The organism is Streptomyces kronopolitis (assembly GCF_014646275.1).
Lineage (GTDB): Bacteria > Actinomycetota > Actinomycetes > Streptomycetales > Streptomycetaceae > Streptomyces > Streptomyces kronopolitis.
In genome coordinates this window covers 155,841-174,979 of record NZ_BMND01000001.1, presented here as the reverse complement: position 1 = coordinate 174,979, position 19,139 = coordinate 155,841, and the positions used below count along the sequence as shown (strand labels likewise).

The following is a 19,139-nucleotide window of genomic DNA, read 5'->3' as shown; positions in this document are numbered from 1 at the left end:
GGCATCGGCGGGACGCCTGCGCGCACTGGCGAGTACCCGCAGCGTCGCCGGTCAGATGTTTCTCCTCCAGGTCCTGATCGTGCTGCTGCTCATCGTGGCGTCGGTGACCGCGCTGCTGCTGCAGTCCCGCAGCGACAGGTTCCAGGGGGCACGGGACCGTTCGGTCGCCGCGGCCGAGGCCTTCGCGCACAGCCCGGGCCTGGTGCCCGCGCTGCGCAGCCCCGACCCGAGCGCGGTGCTCCAGCCGCTGACCGAGGCGGCTCGCAAGCGGGCCGGCGTCGACTTCATCGTCGTCATGAACCGTGCCGGAATCCGCTATACGCATCCCAAGCCGCAGGAGATCGGCAAGCACTTCATCGGCACCATCGGGCCCTCGCTCGCCGGCCATGTCACCGTCGAGAGCGTCGTCGGCCCGCTCGGTCACGAGGTGCAGGCGGTCGTCCCGGTGACCGATGCCCGGGGCAGGGTGGTGGGCCTGGTGTCGGCCGGGATGCGGGTCAGCCGGGTGAGCAGCGCGGTGGACCGGCAGCTGCCGGTCGTACTCGGCGCCGGGGCCGCCGCGCTCGCGCTGACGACGGCCGGCACCGCGCTGGTCACCCGCCGGCTGCGGCGCCAGACCCACGGGCTCGGCCCCGTGGAGATGACCCGGATGTACGAGCACCACGACGCGGTGCTGCACGCGGTGCGCGAGGGCGTGCTCATCCTCGACGGCAACGGGCGCGTCCTGCTGGCGAACGACGAGGCGCGCCGGCTCCTGGACATGCCGCCCGAGGCGGAAGGGCAGCGCGTCAGCGGCCTCGGGCTCGCCCCCCGGGCCGCCGAGCTGCTGGCCTCCGGGACCGCGGTCACCGATGAGGTGCTGGAGGTCAGGGACCGGCTGCTGGCGGTGAACATCCGGCTCACCGACCCCCGCGGCGGACCGGCCGGCACGGTGGCCACCCTGCGGGACTCCACCGAGCTGCTGGCCCTCGCGGGGAAGGCGGAGGCCGCCCAGAGCCGGCTGCGGCTGCTGTACGAGGCGACCGTCGCCATCGGCACCACCCTCGATGTGCAGCAGACCGCCGAGGAACTGACCCAGGTCGCGGTGGACTGGTTCGCCGACTACGCCACGGTCGACCTCGCCGAGCCGGTACTGGCCGGTGAGGAGCCGCCGGCCGGGGCCTACAGCGAGGCGCCGGAGCTGCGCCGGGTGGCGCTCGCCGGTCTGCCCCGGGACCACCCGCTCCATGTCGTGGGCGAGCTGCACCGGTACGCCGTGCCCAATCCGATGGCCACCGGGTTCGTCACCGGACGGTCCGTGCTGGTCCCCGATCTGCGGGAGGCAAAGGAGTGGCGCGCCCAGGAACCGGAGCGCTTCGAGCTGGCCCTGGACCACGGCGTCCGCTCGCTGCTCACCGTCCCGCTCCGGGCCCGCGGGGTGCTCATGGGGGTCGCCAACTTCTGGCGCTCGTCCGACAGCGCGCCGTTCGAGGAGGGCGATCTCACCCTGGCCGACGAGATGGCGGCCCGGGCCGCCGTGTCCATCGACAACGCGCGCCGCTTCACCCGCGAGCACGCCATGGCCGTCACCCTTCAGCAGAGCCTGCTCCCCCGCGGCCTGCCCGAGCAGGACGCCCTGGACCTCGCCCACCGCTATCTGCCCGCGCAGACCGGCGTGGGCGGCGACTGGTTCGACGTCATCCCGCTGCCGGGGGCCCGGGTCGCGCTGGTCGTCGGCGATGTGGTCGGCCATGGCCTGCACGCCGCCGCCACGATGGGCCGGCTGCGGACCGCGGTGCAGAATTTCTCCAGTCTCGACCTGCCGCCCGACGAGCTGCTCAGCTACCTGGACGAGTTGGTGCACCGCATCGACCACGAGGCGCTCGCGGCGGAGGACGAGGCCATGGTCGCGGGCGCCACGTGTCTCTACGCGATCTACGATCCGGCCTCCGGCCGCTGCACGATGGCCCGCGCCGGCCATCTCCCGCCGGCGCTGGTGCACCCCGACGGCAGCGTGGAGTTCCCGGACCTCCCGGCGGGCCCGCCGCTGGGCGTCGGGAGCCTGCCGTTCGAGGCCCTGGATCTGTATCTGCCCGAGGGCAGCAGCCTCGTGCTCTACACCGACGGCCTGGTCGAGGGCCGCAACCACGACATCGACACCGGCATGCAGAACCTCGCCGCCACCCTGGCGCGACCCGGCCGCAGCCCGGACGAGATCTGCGAGACCGTGCTCAGCGGCCTGCCCCCGGCCCGGCAGCGTGATGACATCGCCCTGCTCGCGGCGCGCACCCATCTGATGGACCCCGACCGCATCGCGGAGTGGGAGGTCCCCTCCGACCCCGCGGCGGTGGCCGAGGCCCGCACGAACATCACGGACCAACTGGCGCGGTGGGACCTGGAGGAGATGGCCTTCGCCACCGAACTCGTCCTCAGCGAGCTCATCACCAACGCCATCGTCTACGCCACCGGTCCGATCCGGGTACGCCTGATCCGCGACCGCACCCTGATCTGCGAGGTCTCCGACACCAGCAGCACGTCCCCGCACCTGCGCTACGCCGCCGAGGAGGACGAGGGCGGCCGGGGCCTCTTCCTGGTCGCCCAACTGACCCAGCGCTGGGGCACCCGGTACACGCCCGAGGGCAAAATCATCTGGGCGGAACAGGCGCTGCACGAGTTGGCCTAGGGGCCCTCGTCACCGTCCATGAGGCCACGTGCCTCGTGAACTCGCCTTCGCGGCAGGTCAGTTGGAGCCGTGGGCGGGCGGCCGCGCGCCGTCCGGCGACGTACGCGCCGCCGCCCGCCCTGCTCGCGCCGACGGGCGTGACGTCACCGGGCCTTCGGCTGCCGCGGGCCGCCCTTGACGTCCACCGGGCGGTCGTCGTTCAGCTCGCTGAAGAGCTTGCGTGCCTGCGGCTTGTCCCAGAGCACGGCGCTGCCCTTGGAGGTGGGGAAGCCGAGGTTCGCCACCGGCACGTTGATCTGCTTGCCGTGCCCGCCCGTGACGCCCTGCATCGCGCGGAACATCGTCGCGAGATCCAGCAGGCTGGTGTCCCGGTCGACGATCAGCGTGTCCAGCCCGGCGTCCAGCGCGCCGTAGAGCGAGAACGGGTTGAGCACGGTGCCCGGCTTCGATGCCCGGTGGGCGAGGGCGGAGAGGAACTTCCGCTGGTTCTTGCTGCGTCCCAGGTCGCCCTCGGCCTCCTGGTGGCGCTGGCGGACGAAGGCGAGCGCCGACCTGCCGTCGAGGGTGTGGCAGCCCTTGGTGAAGTTCGCCCCGGACTTCTTGTCCTTCAGGTCCCGGTCCAGGCAGATCGGGACGCCGCCCACCGCGTTGACGAGGTTCACGAAGCCCGCGAAGCCGACCTCCACGTAGTGGTGGATCGTCACGCCGGTGTTGCGCTCGATGGTGCGGACGAGCATCTTGGGGCCGCCCAGGGCGAACGCCGCGTTCAGCTTGTTCTTGACCGGGCCGTAGTGCTTGCCGGTCATCGGGCTGGTGTGGCCCGGCACGGTCAGCCAGGAGTCACGGGGCAGGCTCACCATGCTGGTGCCGCCCGCGCCGGTGTGCAGCAGGATCATCGAGTCGGTGCGCCGGCCGCCGGCCGATCCGGTGTGCAGATCGTGCTTCTCCTGGTCGGTGAGGCCCTCGCGGCTGTCGGAGCCCACGATGAGGTAGTTGGTGCCCTTGCCGGCCCGCTGCCCCTGCCCGGGTGTGCCGAGGTCGACCTCGCTGTTGAGCTTGCTGTCGGCCCAGGCGAAGGTGCCGGCGGGGACGCCGAGGAGCACGACGAGCACCCCGATGACGACGCGCCGCACCGGCCGCCGGCGCCGGGAGCGGTGCGAGCGCCGCCCGTCGCCGGGGGCACCGCCGCCCGCTCCCCGTTCCGCACCGCCCGCACCCCCCTCCGCACGCCCCTCGTCGTGCCATGGCGGGGGCGGGACCGGCGGGTCGTCGTACCCGTCCGGGAGGGTGGCGGCCTGGTGCGGATGCCGGGGCGGATCCTCGCGCCACAGCGGTTGCCGCACGTCGACCACCTCCCCGGCCACGATGTGCCGGCCGGTCCGGGGGCGGCGCGGCTGCCACACGTCGTCCAGCGTGTCCATGGCGTCCGGCCCGCCCTCCGGCCCGCCCTCCGCTCCGTACGGCGGACGTCCGTCCGGAGCGAACGGGCCCGCGCCGGGTATGTCGCTGCCGGCCCACGGGCCTGGCGAGTTGCTCATGTGTGCACTCTCCTCGGTCACTTCGACGACACGCCGGTCGGCTGCGGGACGGGTTCCTTGAGCAGGTGCTGGTTGGCGGTGCCGGAGCGCTGCATGCGGTGCCACTTCAGCCGGGTGCCGAGCAGCGCGGTGACCACGGACTGGATGACGACGAGGTACAGCAGCTGCCGGTAGAAGAACAGCTGGAGCGGCAGGGCCCACAGCTCCCGGAGCTTCTCGTGGTCCAGCCGCAGCGCGTACGCGGCGGTGATCAGCTGGATGGCGAGGAAGCCGAGCCAGACCCCGACGGCCTGCGCGGTGTCGCCGAAGCACAGGCCGTACAGGGCGAAGACATCGACGACCGGCGCGAAGAGCGGCAGCACGATCTGGAACAGGGCGAGATAGGCGAGCCCCCGGCGGCCGAAGCGTCCGGCCGGGCCGGCCTCCACCACGGCGTGGCGGTGCTTCCACATCGACTGCAGCGTGCCGTAGCACCAGCGGTAGCGCTGCCGCCACAACTGGCTCAGGCTGCTGGGCACTTCGGTCCACGCGATGGCCGTCTCCTCGTAGACCACCCGACGGCCCACCCGCCACAGGGCCATGGTGAGATCGGTGTCCTCGGCGAGGGTGTCGTCGCTGACCCCGCCGATGGCCAGCAGCGCGTCCCGGCGGAAGGCACCGATGGCTCCGGGGACCGTGGGCATGCACTCCAGCACCTCGAACATGCGCCGGTCCAGGTTGAACCCGAGGACGTACTCCAGGTGCTGCCATCTGCCCAGCAGCCGGCGCCGGTTGCCCACCTTGGTGTTGCCGCTGACCGCGCCGACGGTCGGATCGGCGAGCGGCTGGATGAGGCGGTACAGGGCCTCCGGCTCGAAGACCGTGTCCGCGTCGATCATCACGATGATCTCGCAACGCGCGTAGCGCAGGCCCGTGCTGAGCGCCCCGGGCTTACCGGAGTTGGGCTGTTCCAGCACGGTCACCCGCGGGTCGGTGATGCCGCGGGCGATCTCCACGGTCCGGTCCGTCGACCCGTCGTCGATAACGATGATCTGCAGGTCGCGGTGGGTGGAGGCGAGCAGGGAACGCACCGTGGCCTCGATGCCGGCCTCCTCGTTGAACGCGGGGACCAGCACCGTCACCGGATCGGTCACCTCGCGCAGCCAGGGCGCGCCGGACCGGTGCCGGCGCCGTCGCCGCACATGCACCCGGGCGAGGAGGGCGAGCAGCACCAGCCGGAGCATGCCCAGCCCGCCCGCGATGCCCAGCGCCCAGGTCATCGAGCGCGCGAAGGTGTGCCCGACGGACTGCGTCCACATCAGCGCCTCGCCCTGGGCCTGTTCGGTCAGGGAGGCCGTGGAGGTGAGCGAGGCGCGTCCGAGTCCGCCCGTGACGGTGGTGAACCGGCCGACATCGGGGTTGTCGAGCAGCTTCTTCGCCTCGCGGTATCCCAGCGCGGTGTTGCTGTACTGCCGCACCACCCCCAGCGGGGGCTTGCGCGACCGGGCGGTGGCGGCCACCACGACGTATCCCTGGTCGGTGGCCCGCCGGGCGGCGGACCATTCGGCGCCGCACAGCGTGTCGGCGGTGGTGGTGTGCGGCAGGCGCAGCAGCCGGGTGTTGACGTCGGCCGCGCCCGCCAGGACCGTCTGGGTGAGCGAGAGTTCCAGCTGCGCGCGGACGTGCGAGGCACTGCCCAGGTCGCCGCCGGTGTAGGTGTACGAGCCGATCTCGTGGCCCTCGTCGCGGATCCGCCGCACCAGGTCGGGGTAGCGGGCCGCCTGGTCGCCGTAGAGGAAGAAGGTCGCCCGCGCGTGGCGGGCGCGCAGCAGGTCGAGCAGGCGCGGCGTCCACACCGGGTCGGGCCCGCCGTCGAAGGTGAGCGCGGCGGTGCGGAACGGCATCTGCGCGGTCTCGGCTCCGCTGCCGTTGACCCGGAGCACCGGGTCGCCGTTGTCCGCGGACTTCGGGATGGGGCTCGTGCAGGCTCGCCTGTTCCGGGCGCCGTCGACCTCATGGGTCGTCCAGCCCTCGAACAGCAGTGAAGCGGCGACGATGGGGAGGATCAGCAGCAGCAGTAACCAGTGCCAGCGTGGGGGGCGACGCAACGCGTGCCGTCCCTGCCCTGACAACGCCACAATGAGCCCTTTCTGTCGAGCGGACGTGCCACGTGAGAGGCGTGCGTCCGCGCAGGCGGCCATGGCGCCTGCGCGGACGGACACGCCTCGGGTCAGTGCCGCGGAGGCGTCACACCCGTGGGGGGATGTGCGCCGCCCCGGCGGTGGTCACGGGGCAGGGTTGGTGCGGGAAGGGGCCCGGGAGGCGTGGTGGCCGACGGGGACGGCCCGGCCGGAGGTGTCGGAGGTCGCCGCCGGACCGGCCCCGCCCAGCGCACTGGGCACCGGGCGCGGGGTGTGGTCCGGGAGCGGGTCGGCCTTGCCCGGCGCCGGCTTCGCGCCGGGTTGCAGGAGGCCGCCGAACACCACGGCGAGGAGGACGAGATATCCGGTGCACATGCACCCTACGGTCAACGCTGCATGCCCCAGGAAGCGTCTGCGCCGACCTGAGTTGTCGACAAATACGGGACGATTCCCTTGCTTACCGGGGCGACTGCTGTGGGGGGTAGCGGTTCGCATGGAGCGTGAGTGTAACCAGTTATCAGCGAATGAGAATAGGCAAGGTCAGCCACGTCTTCGATCCTCCGATGACGGCGGCAAAGGCCACCGGGCGAGCCGGGACTCCAGCTCCCCCTTATGATCTCACTCGTCAACATACCTATTCACGCGTGCCGAGGGTTCACCGCGAGCCCGATCGGCACCCTCGCGGTGCCCGGCACACCCCGTCCGGGACGGTTCATACTGTGAAGTAACTCACGCCGGACGGCGAAGCGGAAAGTAATTGAACTGCTTACCGAGCGCCGCGTTCGTTTTGCTCCCCGCTGACCGGGAAAGAGCCCCTTGTGCCGTCCGGCACCGCACCGCCGCCCGGCCTCCCGCACGACCGCCGCACGCACCGCACCCGCCACCGCCGGGGCACTGCGAGCGGCCTCCGGTACGCCCCGCAGCAGGCGAGACGCCATGGGCGCACCGCACCAGCCCCGGAGCGGACCGCACCCGCGACCGGCCCCCGAATCACTCCATTCCGCACAAAGGTGAAATACGCCGAGATGCACCGCCCTCGGGCCTGCCGATAACCCTCGGCAGGCCCACCTCAAACCAAGCGGAAATGGCGAAGTGAAAATCCCGCGATAACTCGCCTAGTTTCTCGCACACGAGAATCCCCGCATACCTTTACGGTTGAGAATTGACGGAAGGGAAACACGGTATCTCTTGCCGTGCATGACCCACGCCGATCATGGCCGGAATGCGCATGCCGCACGCTTCGCCGCTTTCTCCATGAGACCACCGAATCGGCACCGGAGATCAACGGATTCCTCGCCGGCACCCGGACGATTCGGTATCGACGGAGTGTTACGGGAGAATTTCCCGGCCTCGCCGCCGGGGGCCGCCGGCCGGTGGCACCCGCGGGGCGCCGCGCGCTCGCCCGCGGGGCCCGATCACCCGTCTCACCTGCCCGCACCGATCAACGAGGCGGGTACGGAGGAGGTGCAGGTGCCCGGCCCGTGGGCGCCCGCGGCGTCGACCGCCGTTTACCTGCCGTATCCCCCATGTTTCGTACGAGGTCACGCCAGGGACCGAAGAATGGGCGCCTAAGCAGCCCGGATGCGGCCCGTTCGCCCGCCTTTCCGGCCTTCCGTCAGCCGTGCGCGGCCATCCGCCGGAAGTCTCCGGAAGTCGCCGGCAACAGCACGGACCGGACTTCGCACGACCCGCCGGCCGCTTCCGCAGAACCGGGCCGCTCCCACCATCCGGCCCCCTCGAAACCCGCAATCCCGGCGCCGCACAATGTCGTTGGCGCGGGAACTGGGGACGGAGTTCTCGGGGGTGCGCCTACCTGGTGGCGGGCAGCGGAGGAAGATCGCAGGAGAACCGCGAATTCCTGTCACTCAGTGCCTCTCTGCCGCCGCGTCCCGCTCGGCGAACTTCTTCAGCGTCAGCAGCTGTTTGCGCATCATGACCAGGTCCCCCCAGGCGAGAAGCCGCCGTTGGAGCCTCCGGACCGGCGAGCGCCGCGTTTCGCTGGCGACCTTCACCAGCAGCCGGCAGCCGTCGCCGTGCGGAACGACGACATAGCTGACGGCCATCTGCCCGTGCCGCCGCGCCGGCTCCGTGGGGAGCACTCCGGTGACGTGCTCGTCGGTGGCGAAGTCCACGAGGTCGAAGACCAGGAACCGCTGTCCGACCTCCAGGGGGGCCAGCCCCGGGGTGAGCCGGTCGGGGCTCCTGCGGCCGCGGAAGTCGATCCAGTCGTAGCTGTACGGCGCGACGGCCAACTGGTGGACCCAGCGGAAGACCGTGGCGCAGGGCGCTGCCACGTCCACGGCCCGGATCCAGCCCTCATGGGGAACCGTCAGCAGCCCGTCGCACGGATAGTGCGCCTCCTGCTCGGCGGCGGTCGCGCCCCATACCCTCCCGGTGAAATTCATGTCAGGACAATACGCCATGTGGAGGAAGGGGGATATACCGCAAATGGACGACCGCGCGCCTACGACCGGAGCCGCGCCGGTTCGTACGGGGACTCCGCCCGCCGTATCGGCCACCGCCGTGTCGTGTGCAGCCCGGGAACGGCCGGAGCCCTGGGGCGCGTTCCCGGCCGCGCGTCCCGGCGCCGTCCCGGCGGGCGGAGGGGCCGGGCCTCTCTTAGATTGGCCGGGTGGGGGCCCGGAGCCGGCCGAGAGGGGGCAGGAGCGCGTGCGCAGACCGGACCTCGACCATGCGGCGCTGTTCGCCGCGACCCCCAGTGCGTGCCTGGTCCTCGACCCCGATCTGGTGATCGTGGACGTCAACGTGGCCTACCTCCACGCGACCGGGCGCACCCGGGACGAGCTGCTGGGGCAGTTCGTCTTCGACGCCTTCCCGGACAACCCCGCGGACCCCGACGCCGAGGGCGTGCAGAACCTGTCCCCCTCGCTGCGCCGCGTCCTGGCCACCGGCGAGCCGGACACCATGGCGGTCCAGCGGTACGACATCCCGCTGGCGCACCGGCCGGGGGAGTTCGAGGAGCGCTGGTGGTCCACGATCAACACCCCGGTCATCGGTCCGGACGGCACGGTGGCGTGGGTCATCCACCGGGTGGAGGACGTGACCGCGTTCGTGCTCTCCCGCCGTTCGCGCGGGCTGCCGGGCGGGCGGCTGAGCGAGCGTGAGGAGGCGATGGAGGCGGAGCTGTACGTCCGGGCGCGGGCGCTGCAACACCTCAACGAGGAGCTGCGCCGGGCACACGCCCGGGAACGCCAGGTGGCGCTCACCCTGCAGGACGCGATGCTCCACTCCCCCGACCTCGCCCGGCACCACGATGTCGCCGTGCGCTATCTGCCCGCCATCGGGTCGCTGAACATCTGCGGCGACTGGTACGACGTCGTCGACCTCCCCACCCATGGTTTCGCCGTGTCGGTCGGCGATGTCGTCGGCCACGGGCTGGAGGCCGCCGCCGTCATGGGAATGCCCCGCAGCGCCCTCAGCGCCGCAGCCCGCTCGGTCAACGGCCCCGCGCAGGCGCTGAAGGTGCTGGGACTGTACGCGCGGTCCGTCGACAAGGCCCTGGCCACCACCGTGGTGCAGGCGCTGATCGACGTCGCCGGCCGCCACCTCACCTACAGCTGCGCCGGCCACCCCCCGCCCGTCCTGCTGCACTCCGACGGCAGCCACGACCTCCTGGACCAGGCCACCGACCCGCCCCTGGGCGCCCACCCCGAACAGGTGCCCCGCCTCCAGGCCCATGTGCCGTACACACCGGGCGACACCCTCGTCCTCTACACGGACGGGCTGATCGAGCGCCGCGACGAGGACATCGACGTCAGCCTCGCCCGCCTCACCGACGCCCTCGCCCCGTTCAGCAGATTCAGCCCGGAGCGCCTCGCCGACGCGCTGCTGACCCGGCTGGGCGTCAGCGCCGGCGCCACCGACGACATCGCCCTGGTCGTCGTCCGGCTGTAGAGCAGCCACTAACTCCATTCATAGACAGGGCAGTTGCGGACCTCGTACCGGCGGTGACTGCTCCGACTCGCCCTCGGCCCGGTCCGCGCCCGCCTACCGCCGTGGCCGCGCAGGTTGCCCGGTGGCGGTCGCCGGTCCGGACGCTCGGCCGGATTACGGTGAGCCGGTGACAGCGAGTGCGGACAAGCGGGAGTGCCGGCGCGATCTGTGGGCGGTCGCCGGTGCGGTCGTGCTGTTCGTGCTGGCGGTGGTGGTGGGACGGGTCGTCAACCGGACCGTGTACGGGTACGAGGGCATTCTGCGGCTGGCGTGGCCCCCGCTGGACGCGTGGTGGCTGCCGCATCTGGGGCCCGGTACCCCGGCGGCGCTGGTCGTGGCCGCGCTGGTGGTGGGGTGGGGGCCGGCGGCGGCGCGGCGGCTGCCGTGGCGGGTGCTGCCGGTGGCCGGGTGGGGCGCCGCGATGGCCTGGACCTGGTCGCTCGCACTGGTCGACGGCTGGGACCGCGGCGTCGCCGGGCGGCTGACCACGAGCCTGGAGTATCTGCAGTCGGTGCACCGCGTCCATGACCTGGGCGCCTTTCTGCGCGATTTCACCCATCACATCCTGGTCGGCTCGCCGGGTCTCTGGCCGGCGCATGTGGCCGGTCATCCGCCGGGCGCGCTGCTGACGTTCGTCGGGCTGGACCGGATCGGGCTGGGCGGCGGCGCCTGGGCGGCCGCCTGGTGCATCACCGTCGGCTCCTCGTTCACCGCGGCCGTCCTGGTGGCCGTCCGGGCGCTGTGCGGTGAGGCACCGGCGCGCCGGGCCGCCCCGTTCCTGGCGCTCGCCCCGGCGGCGGTGTGGATCGGGGTCAGCGCCGACGGTTACTTCGCGGGCGTCGTCGCCTGGGCCGTCGCGCTGCTGGCCCTGGCGGCCACCCGCCGCACCCGGGCGCCCCGGCTCACCGCCCTGGGGGCGGGGCTGCTGCTGGGCTGGGCCTGGTATCTCTCCTACGGCCTGACGGTGTGCGTCGTGCTCGTGGCCGCGGTGCTGCTGATCGCGCGCTCGGCCCGCCCGTTGCCGTACCTGGGCGTGGGCGTCCTGGTGTGGGCGGTGGCCTTCAGCCTCGGCGGGTTCTGGTGGCCGGAGGGCTATACGACGCTGGTCGAGCGGTACTACCAAGGGGCCGCGAAGGTCCGCCCGTACGGCTATTTCGTGTGGGCGAACCTCGCGGCCCAGGTGGTGAGCGTGGGTCCGGCGGCCGTGGCCGGGCTGCGCCGGGCCGCGGGGGCGGTGTGGCCGGCGCTGCGCGGGGCGCGGCACACGGCCCCGGCCGGGCGGGGCGCCCTGGCCGTCCTGGTCGCGGCGGGGCTGTGCATGGTGCTGCTCGCGGATGTGTCCGGGATGAGCAAGGCGGAGACCGAGCGGATCTGGCTGGCCTTCGCGGTGTGGCTGCTGCCGGCGTGCGCCCTGCTGCCGGCCCGCACCCACCGCGGGTGGCTGGCCGCGCAGGCCGTGGTCGCCCTGCTGGTCAACCATCTGCTGCTGACCGCCTGGTGAGCGGGGCGGGGCTCCCGCCGGTCCGGGAACGCGGCCGTCCGCGCCTGGCCCCGCCCCGGCCGGGGCGCGGTCGGGCTACTCCGGGGCCTTCTGCGGTTCGAGCGGGATGTCGTCCCGCTCGGCGGTGAGCCGGTCGATCACCTCAACGACGCCGTCGACGCCCTCGCACATCCGCACGGCGATGGGCACCATGCTGGTGCGCTCCAGGGTGCCGGTGAGGGTCACCGAGCCGTTGGAGACATCGACGGTGACCGTGGACGGTGACACGCCGAGCGTGCGCGTGAGCACCTCCTCCAGCACCTCTTCCTGGATGGCGCGGTCGCGGCGCAGGAAGAGCCGCACGAGGTCGCTGCGGCTGATCACACCGATCAGCCGGCCCGCGTCGTCGACCACGGGCAGCCGCTTGACCTTCTTCTGCTCCATGAGCTTGGCCGCCTCCACCACGCTCCACGCCGGCCGCGCCACCACGGCGGGGCTGGTCATGATCGCTTCGGCGGTGGTCGCCCCGAGCTTGGCGATCTGCCGGCGCAGCAGATCGGCTTCGGAGACCACGCCCACCACCTCCTCGTCGTCGCCGAGGACGGGGACGGCGGTGATCTCGTAGTCGTCGAGCAGCCTGGCGATCTCCTTGAAGGTCGTGCCCCGTTGGGCGACGACCGCATGGGGGGTCATCAGGTCTGCCACACAGCGGTGTGTCATGTTCGGCAAGTCCCTCCGGTGTCTGCCCGGGCCGCCTCCGAGGGCGCCGCGGGCGGGAAGTCCGGTGCCGGCGAGCCTGCCCCGCTAGGGACGGGGCCGCCTCGCACCGGTCGTCATGAGTGGGTCAACGGGGCCCGGGGGCCCTTTGCGGGGCCGGGCCGGGGCCGGGGCCGGCGGTCCGGTGCCGCGCGCGGCGCTCAGTCATCGGGGACCACGGCGACCGGGCAGCCCACGTGGTGGAGGGCCGCGTGGGCCACCGGTCCGACCCGCGGTGCGAGCGGCGGACGGTGCAACCGGCGGCCGACGGCGAGGAGTTCGGCCCCGAAGACCGTCTGGACCAGGGCCCGGGTCGGGCTCTCCGGGAGGACGGTCTGCTGGACCAGCACCCCGGGATACCGCTTGCACCACGGGCGCAGGGCCTCGCTCATCTCGGCCTCCGCCTCCTTGGTCAGTTCCTTCTCGGCGTCGGGGTCGAGTCCCCAGGGGGTGTAGGCGTGCAGGGGCAGCGGGCGTCCGTGCACGGCCTGGAGGGGCAGGCCGCGGCTCGCCGCGGCGTCGAAGGCGAAGGCGAGCAGCCGCTCGCAGGGCACGTGCAGGCCGAGTCCGACGACCACCCGTGCGTCGTGCGCGGGCGCCGTGCCGCTCGCGCGGCCGTGACCGGGTGTCGCCGCCCGGTCACCGGCCCGGACGAGGACGACCGGGCCCCGCGCCCGGCCCACCACGTCCAGGCTCACATCGCCGAGCACATAGCTCTCCCAGACGCCCAGGGCCCGCGACCCGAGCACCAGCAGCTGCGAGGCGTCGGCCGCCCGCAGCAGCGCGTCCTCGGCCTCGGCCCCCACCAGGTCCTCGACGATCCGCAGCCCCGGGTGCCTCTCCTGCACCTCGTCGCGGACGCGGCGCACGAGCTGCCGGGCGCCGGCGTTCCGGTCCCGCTCCGGCGGCGTGTCCGGCGCCTCGGCGGCCAGCAGGATCCAGGCATGGAGCAACCGCAGCACCGACTGCCGCCGGTCCGCCTCGTCAGCCGCCCAGTGCGCGGCCGCCAGGCTCTCCGGCGAGCCGTCGAGCCCGGCGGTGATGGTTTCCGGCTCCATGGCTGTCCTTCTTTCGCGCTCCGGGGTCCGGCCGCACCGACGGGGGCGGGGGAGCGTCTGTCGGTGTTCCTCCTCGGCGGCTGCCCGCGGGGTCGGGCGAGGTGCCCGCCCCGGCTACCGAGCCTGGTCGATGCCCCGGCCCGCACCAAGGGCCGATGGGCGCTGCGACCGGACCGAACGACCCGCCGCCGACCTGCCGTAAGTCCCTTGACCGGACGGGCTTGATCATGATCGTCGGCGCCGCGCGGGACGAGGTCCGTTCCTGCCCCCATCCTGGCCCCTCGCACGGGGGCCTGCCAGGCCACGCGGTGCCGGGGCGGCCCGGCCGGGCCCGCCTGCCCGGCCGTCCGCAGTACGGCGTCCGGTGCGCCGGGGCCGGCGGGCGGGTGCCGTCCCGGTGCGCGGAGTGCCGGCGCCGACACGGGGTAACCGGTCCGGGGAGGGCGGGCGCAGGCCCGTCGGAGGAGGGGAAGCGCATGGCCGTGGACAAGGCAAGTGTCCTGGTACTGGATTGCACGGAGCCCGCGCCGCTGGCGGACTTCTACGCACAGTTCCTCGGCGGGGAAGCCCGGATCGAGAACACCCCGGACTACATCGAGGTCGTCGCGGGCGGCCGGGTCCAGCTCGCGATCCGGCGCGACCCGGGCGCGGCACCGCCGAGTTGGCCCCGCCCCGACGACTCGCAGCAGGCGCATCTGCACTTCCTCGTCCCGCAGGAGGACATGGACGAGGCCGAGCGCGAGGCCGTCGCCCTGGGCGCGCGGCCGCTGGAGACCCGCGAGAACCGCGGGCCGTACGACGCCCGCCGCTACTCGGACCCCGCGGGCCACCCCTTCGTGCTGGCCGCGAGCGAGGGGCACGCCATGGGGCAGGCGATCTGACCCTCCGGGCCGTCGGCGCGTGACGGCCCGTGGCGGCGAGCGCGTCCCCGCAGTGCCACGGCCCGGTGGCTCACCGTTTCGGTGAGCCACCGGGCCGTGGCCGTTCGCCGGTCCGTCAGGTCAGGCGGTGCGCTGCTCCTTGCGGCGGCGCAGCACCAGGATGGTGGCGGTGACGCCGCCGGCCACCGCGGCCGCGCCGATGCCGATCGGCAGCAGCTCGGAGTCGGAGGAGTCGCTCGTCGCGGCGGTGGCCTGCATCTTGGGGCCCGGGTCGATCGAAGTGGCGACCGGTGCCACGTGCCGGATTGGGCCCACCGACTTGACCGAGCCGTCGGCGCGCAGGAGCACCTGCTTGTTGTTCGGGTGCCGGAAGTCGAACATGCCGTTCAGCGAGCCCGCCCGGGCGTCGAAGGACGCGTCGCCGATCCGCCCGGTGTGCCAGTTGTTCTCGATGAACTTGATGACCGAGGTCTGCTCGGTCGGGGTGTGGTCGATCTTGTTGACCTTGCTGTACGGGGAGATCACCAGCAGCGGCTGCCGGGTGCCGGGGCCGCAGCGGTCCTTGTAGCCGCCGGCGGCCGCGGGGCCCGCCTGGCAGGCCGGGCTGTCGGTGGCCTTGCCGTTGGACCCGGTGCTGGTGTCCTTGGAGCCGTTGCGCGGCTTGGCGTAGGCGTGGTCGTACCAGCCGTCGGAGTCGTCATAGGCGATGACGACCGCGGTGTCCTTCCACTGCGGGGACTGCTGGATGCGGTTGATCTGGTTGACCACGAAGTGCTGCTCGTCGATCGGGTCGGAGTAGGCGGCGTGCGCGTCCTGGTAGGCGGGGGCCTTGAGGAAGCTGACGGCCGGCAGCTTGCCCGCCTTGAGCACGGCGTCGAAGTCGCTCAGGTCGTAGTTGTGGTTGGCCTGCCCGGCGTGGCCGACCTCGTCGACGCTCTTCGGCGGCAGGTGGTGCGGGTTGGCCGTCGACTTGTAGTACTGGAACGGCGCGTGGTGCGGGCTGTAGTCGACGACCGGCGCTCCCCCGATGTTGGCGTGGGTGGTGCCGCCGCACTTGGCGTAGTGGCCCGACTCGCCGTCCCACGCGGTGCTGGGCCGGAAGCCGCCCTGGAACCAACCCCAGCTGACGTGCCGGGTGTTGAGGAGATCGCCGATGTTGCGCCCCTGCATCACGGCGAGCGTGTCCTTGCCGGTGTGGTCCTTGTTGGAGCAGTCGTCGTAGGCCGGGTCCGGGTCCTTGACCATCGTGCCGACGCCGTTGGCGTCCGGCGACTGCACGGTGTGCGGATCGGGCTTGTCGGTCTTCTCGGGGTGCTCCGTGCTGGAGGACGGGTCCGTGGAGATGATGCCGTGCGTCTGGCCGGAGACCAGGTTGATCGCGCCCGGCGAGGAGGGGCCGTAGACCGAGCTGAAGGAGCGGTCGTTGAGGGAGTAGTGCTGGGCGTAGTTCCACATGCCGGTGACGGTGTTGCCGTCGTAGTAGTCCATCACCAGGCCGGGCTCGCCGTAGAGCCCGCCGGAGCACTTGCCGGAGTCGGTGTTCTCGACGAACTTGTCGGCCTTGCCGCCGTGGTACGCGTACTGCTCGGGCCCGTAGTCATGGGTCTGGTCGCAGGTCACGGCCTGCTCGGGGGTGAGCCGCTTGGGGGCGTACTGGTTGGGGTTGTGCTTGAGCAGCCCCGCGGTGCGCAGGTTGTCGATGTCCCGGGGAGTGCGCGGCGAGGCCGTGAACTTGGTGCCGTCGGTGTTGGCGGCCTTCGGGTACGTCGCGAAGTAGTGGTCGAACGAGATGTTCTCGTCGAAGAGCACGACCACGTGCTTGATGGGGGTGGCCGTCCGGGAGGAGGCGGCCGGGTCGGCCGCCGCCCAGGCGGGTCCGCCCGCGCCCAGGGCCGCGAGGGCCGCGGCGCCCGTGAGGGCCCCCAGGCTCCGGATCGTTGCTCGTTTTCCCCTACTGGCCATGCTTTTTCACCCTCCGGGCAGGGACGTGATCGATGCGGTACGGCCGGATGTTCTGCCGGTCGGACGGCGGTGCGGCAGAGTCATGATGACCCGAGAGTGAACACCGGGTCAGGTAACCCAGGCCAAAACTTGACCCGGTGTTGACCCTTCGGGTCGGACCTCCGCCGCTCATGTCAGCAGCGCCCGGCCGAACCAGTCCGATTCCTCCCGGACGCCGGGCAGCGCGTAGAAGTATCCGCCCCCGAAGGGCTTGATGTAGTCCGTCAGCGGCTCGCCGGCCAGCCTGCGCTGCACGGTCTCGAACTGGCGGGCCAGATCCTGCTGGTAGCAGCAGAACAGCAGGCCCATGTCGAGGTTGCCGTTGCCGTCCGTGCCGTTGTCGTAGTTGTAGGCACGGCGCAGCAGGCGCTGGCCGGCGGTGTCGGCGGTGCGCGGATTGGCCAGCCGGATATGGCTGTCCAGGGGGATCACATCGCCCTTGGGGTCCGCGGGGTAGTGCGGGATGTCGTGTTCGGCGTCGCCGTCCAGGGGCGCCCCGGTCTCCCGGGCGCGGCCGAACATCCGCTCCTGTTCGGTCAGCGACACCCGGTCCCAGAACTCCACCAGCATGCGGATCAGCCGCACCACCTGGTAGCTGCCGCCGACCGCCCAGTCCGGCTCGCCCGCGCCCCGCCCCACCCACACCAGCCGGTCCATCTCCCGGGCGGAGCCGGCATCGGGGTTGGCCGTCCCGTCCTTGAACCCCAGGAGGTTGCGGGGCGTCCCGGACGGCCGGGGCGGCGAGGTGAAGCCGTCCAGCCGCCAGCGCACCTGCATCCCGCCGCGGGTGTGCCGGGCGAGGTCGCGCAGGGCGTGCAGCACGGTGTCCGTGTCGTCCGCGCACAGCTGGAGGCTCAGGTCGCCGTGGCACCACTCGGGCCGCAGGTCGTCGTCGGGGAAGGAGGGCATGGCGGTCAGGCGGCGCGGCGCCCGGCCGTGCAGCCCGAACCGGTCGTCGAAGAGGGCCGCCCCCACACCGACCGTCACCGACAGCGCGCCGGCGGGGACCTGCGGCCCCAGGAGGCCGGAGTCGGCGGGCGGGCCGGTGATGCCGACGGGTGCCGGCTGACCACCGCCGGTCAGGAAGCGGGCGCGGGCCGTGACGGTCCGTAGCAGATCGGCCAGTTCGCGGCGGTTCTCGGCGGTCACGTCGAACGCGGTGAACGCCGTGACCCGGCGGGGCGGGGCGGTCACCGACGCCTGATGGGTGCCGTGGAACGGGACCGGGAGCGCGGAGTCCGGCAGCAGCCCCGGCACGGGCAGCGTCACCGGCCCGCCGGTCGCCGGCGGGGCGGCGGCGGACGCGGTGCCGCCGGCCGCGAGACCGGCACCGGCCAGCGCCGCCCCCCGCAGGAATCCCCGTCGTCCGACACCGTCCATGCCCGTCACACCGTTCTCCGCGCGTCGCACAGCGTCGCGACCGACGCCAGCCGTTCCACCAGGTCCCCGAACACCGCGTTGACCTGCTCCCGCCGGGCCCGGTCCAGCCGGTCCGGCGGGGTCCACCGGCCGCCGTGCCGGAAGCCGTCGAGCAGCCGGCGGGTGCGGTCCAGGTCGTCGTCCAGCTTCCGCAGCCCGGGGTAGCGGCTGACCAGCAGCGGGTGCAGCCGGCTGAGGACGGCGCGGGTGCCGTCGATGTTGGCGCGCGCGGTGGCGAGGTTGCTGCCGCTGCCGTAGTCGGTGCGCCCGGTCAGCTCGAACTCGACGGTGTTCTCCAGGATTTCGTGGGCCCGCAGGCCGAGGTCCGCCGGGTCCATCCGCTCCTGCGCCCAGTCGTCCCGGAGCGTGCGGACGGTGGCGAGGAGGGCGCCGGCGGGAGCGTGCAGGGAGGCGGCCGGGGCGCCGTGCCACAGCCCGTACTCGATGCGGTGGAAGCCGGTGAACCCCGGGTCGCGGTCGCCGCGCGGCAGGCCGGCGCCGGTGCCGTTGATCTTCTGGTCCGCGTCGCCGAAGGTGCCGTACGCCGCGCCCAGCCGCTCGTAGGCGAGGTGCGCGGACAGCCAGGCCTCCCGGGCCCCCGCGAGATCCCCGCGGTCGAGGGCGTCGCGCAGCGTCCCGGTCCGGCCGACGAGGCCGTCCAGGCCGCCGGCGACCCACTTCTGGTACTCCAGCGCCGGGGGAATCAGGTCGTGCTGGGTGAGCGGGGCGGCCGCCGGGCCCGGTCGGCCGCCGCCGCCGATGCGGACCGTGGGCCCGGTGACCGCGTCGGCGTCGTCCGGCAGGCACATGAAGACGTAGGCACCCCGCCCCAGGGTGACCCGGAGCCGACGGGTGGTCCCGGGGCCGATCCCCTCGGTCTCGCCGTAGACCTCCCCGGTCCGCGGGGACTTGAGGTAGACCTCGGCCGCGGCGCTGGAGGTGTTGTGCAGCTCGAAGACCTGCGTCCCGGAGCGGGCGTGGGTCCAGCCGCGGCCGCACCCGCTCGACGAGACCTCGACGGCGGTGTGCGGCAGCCCGTCCGCATCGGTCCGGGTGCCTCCCGCCGCGTCCCCCGGGCCGCCGGCCAGGATCACGGTCGCCAGCACTCCCCCGGCCAGGAGTGCGCCGCCGATGCCCCGGGCGCGCGCGGACCGCAGCCATGCGGGGCCGGATCGTGGCACTCCCAGCCTCCCGGGGGTCGTTCGCGGCACGCGCTCGCGTGCCTGGTGCAGAGGGATCACCGCCACGGCTCCGGCGAGTCTCCTGCCGG

General features: G+C 72.9%; 13 protein-coding genes. 4 read left to right on the top strand and 9 right to left on the bottom strand.

Translation table 11 applies throughout. From position 1 onward, the window contains the following. The first annotated feature begins 55 nt into the window (after positions 1-55). Positions 56-2,662, top strand: a complete 2,607-nt coding sequence (locus IEY78_RS00710) for a SpoIIE family protein phosphatase (RefSeq protein ID WP_189095363.1) — start codon at positions 56-58, stop codon at positions 2,660-2,662. A 143-nt stretch (positions 2,663-2,805) separates the two neighbouring features. Here the strand turns inward: IEY78_RS00710 and IEY78_RS00705 are convergent, their stop codons facing one another. The 4 genes from IEY78_RS00705 to IEY78_RS00690 all read right to left on the bottom strand — a co-directional run bounded on the left by IEY78_RS00705 (position 2,806) and on the right by IEY78_RS00690 (position 8,725). Further along, positions 2,806-4,200, bottom strand: a complete 1,395-nt coding sequence (locus IEY78_RS00705; protein ID WP_189095362.1) for an LCP family protein — start codon at positions 4,198-4,200, stop codon at positions 2,806-2,808. A gap of 17 nt (positions 4,201-4,217) precedes the next feature. Beyond that, positions 4,218-6,317 carry a bifunctional polysaccharide deacetylase/glycosyltransferase family 2 protein gene (locus IEY78_RS00700; protein ID WP_189095361.1) on the bottom strand — a complete coding sequence of 700 codons (2,100 nt, stop codon included), beginning with the start codon at positions 6,315-6,317 and terminating at the stop codon, positions 4,218-4,220. Positions 6,318-6,464: 147 nt separating this feature from the next. Then, positions 6,465-6,695 (bottom strand): hypothetical protein, encoded by a 231-nt coding sequence (locus IEY78_RS00695; protein WP_189095360.1) that lies wholly within the window; start codon positions 6,693-6,695, stop codon positions 6,465-6,467. Positions 6,696-8,185: 1,490 nt separating this feature from the next. Then, positions 8,186-8,725 carry a hypothetical protein gene (locus IEY78_RS00690; protein WP_189095359.1) on the bottom strand — a complete coding sequence of 180 codons (540 nt, stop codon included), beginning with the start codon at positions 8,723-8,725 and terminating at the stop codon, positions 8,186-8,188. Positions 8,726-8,990: 265 nt separating this feature from the next. Here IEY78_RS00690 and IEY78_RS00685 point away from each other — a divergent pair, with 265 nt between their 5' ends. Together IEY78_RS00685 and IEY78_RS00680 are read left to right on the top strand one after the other, a co-directional pair. Next, positions 8,991-10,235 (top strand): PP2C family protein-serine/threonine phosphatase, encoded by a 1,245-nt coding sequence (locus tag IEY78_RS00685; protein ID WP_189095358.1) that lies wholly within the window; start codon positions 8,991-8,993, stop codon positions 10,233-10,235. 166 nt (positions 10,236-10,401) lie between these two features. After that, on the top strand, positions 10,402-11,775 hold the full coding sequence (locus IEY78_RS00680; RefSeq protein ID WP_229699604.1) for a hypothetical protein: 1,374 nt from the start codon (positions 10,402-10,404) through the stop codon (positions 11,773-11,775). A 75-nt stretch (positions 11,776-11,850) separates the two neighbouring features. Here IEY78_RS00680 and IEY78_RS00675 read toward each other — a convergent pair whose 3' ends face one another. Next, on the bottom strand, positions 11,851-12,474 hold the full coding sequence (locus IEY78_RS00675) for a CBS domain-containing protein (protein ID WP_189095354.1): 624 nt from the start codon (positions 12,472-12,474) through the stop codon (positions 11,851-11,853). A gap of 197 nt (positions 12,475-12,671) precedes the next feature. Beyond that, positions 12,672-13,568, bottom strand: coding sequence for a universal stress protein (locus tag IEY78_RS00670; protein ID WP_189095352.1), 897 nt, complete (start codon positions 13,566-13,568; stop codon positions 12,672-12,674). Between the two features lie 476 nt (positions 13,569-14,044). Here IEY78_RS00670 and IEY78_RS00665 point away from each other — a divergent pair, with 476 nt between their 5' ends. Then, on the top strand, positions 14,045-14,449 hold the full coding sequence (locus IEY78_RS00665; RefSeq protein ID WP_189095351.1) for a VOC family protein: 405 nt from the start codon (positions 14,045-14,047) through the stop codon (positions 14,447-14,449). Between the two features lie 120 nt (positions 14,450-14,569). On the opposite strand, the gene IEY78_RS00660 is transcribed toward IEY78_RS00665, so the two are convergent. The 3 genes from IEY78_RS00660 to IEY78_RS00650 all read right to left on the bottom strand — a co-directional run bounded on the left by IEY78_RS00660 (position 14,570) and on the right by IEY78_RS00650 (position 19,050). Then, positions 14,570-16,411, bottom strand: a complete 1,842-nt coding sequence (locus IEY78_RS00660) for a phospholipase C (RefSeq protein ID WP_189095349.1) — start codon at positions 16,409-16,411, stop codon at positions 14,570-14,572. A 168-nt stretch (positions 16,412-16,579) separates the two neighbouring features. Further along, a complete protein-coding gene (efeB, locus tag IEY78_RS00655; RefSeq protein ID WP_189095347.1) occupies positions 16,580-17,830 on the bottom strand; it encodes an iron uptake transporter deferrochelatase/peroxidase subunit in 1,251 nt (416 codons plus the stop codon). Positions 17,831-17,835: 5 nt separating this feature from the next. Then, a complete protein-coding gene (locus IEY78_RS00650; RefSeq protein WP_189095345.1) occupies positions 17,836-19,050 on the bottom strand; it encodes an EfeM/EfeO family lipoprotein in 1,215 nt (404 codons plus the stop codon). Positions 19,051-19,139 lie beyond the last annotated feature (89 nt).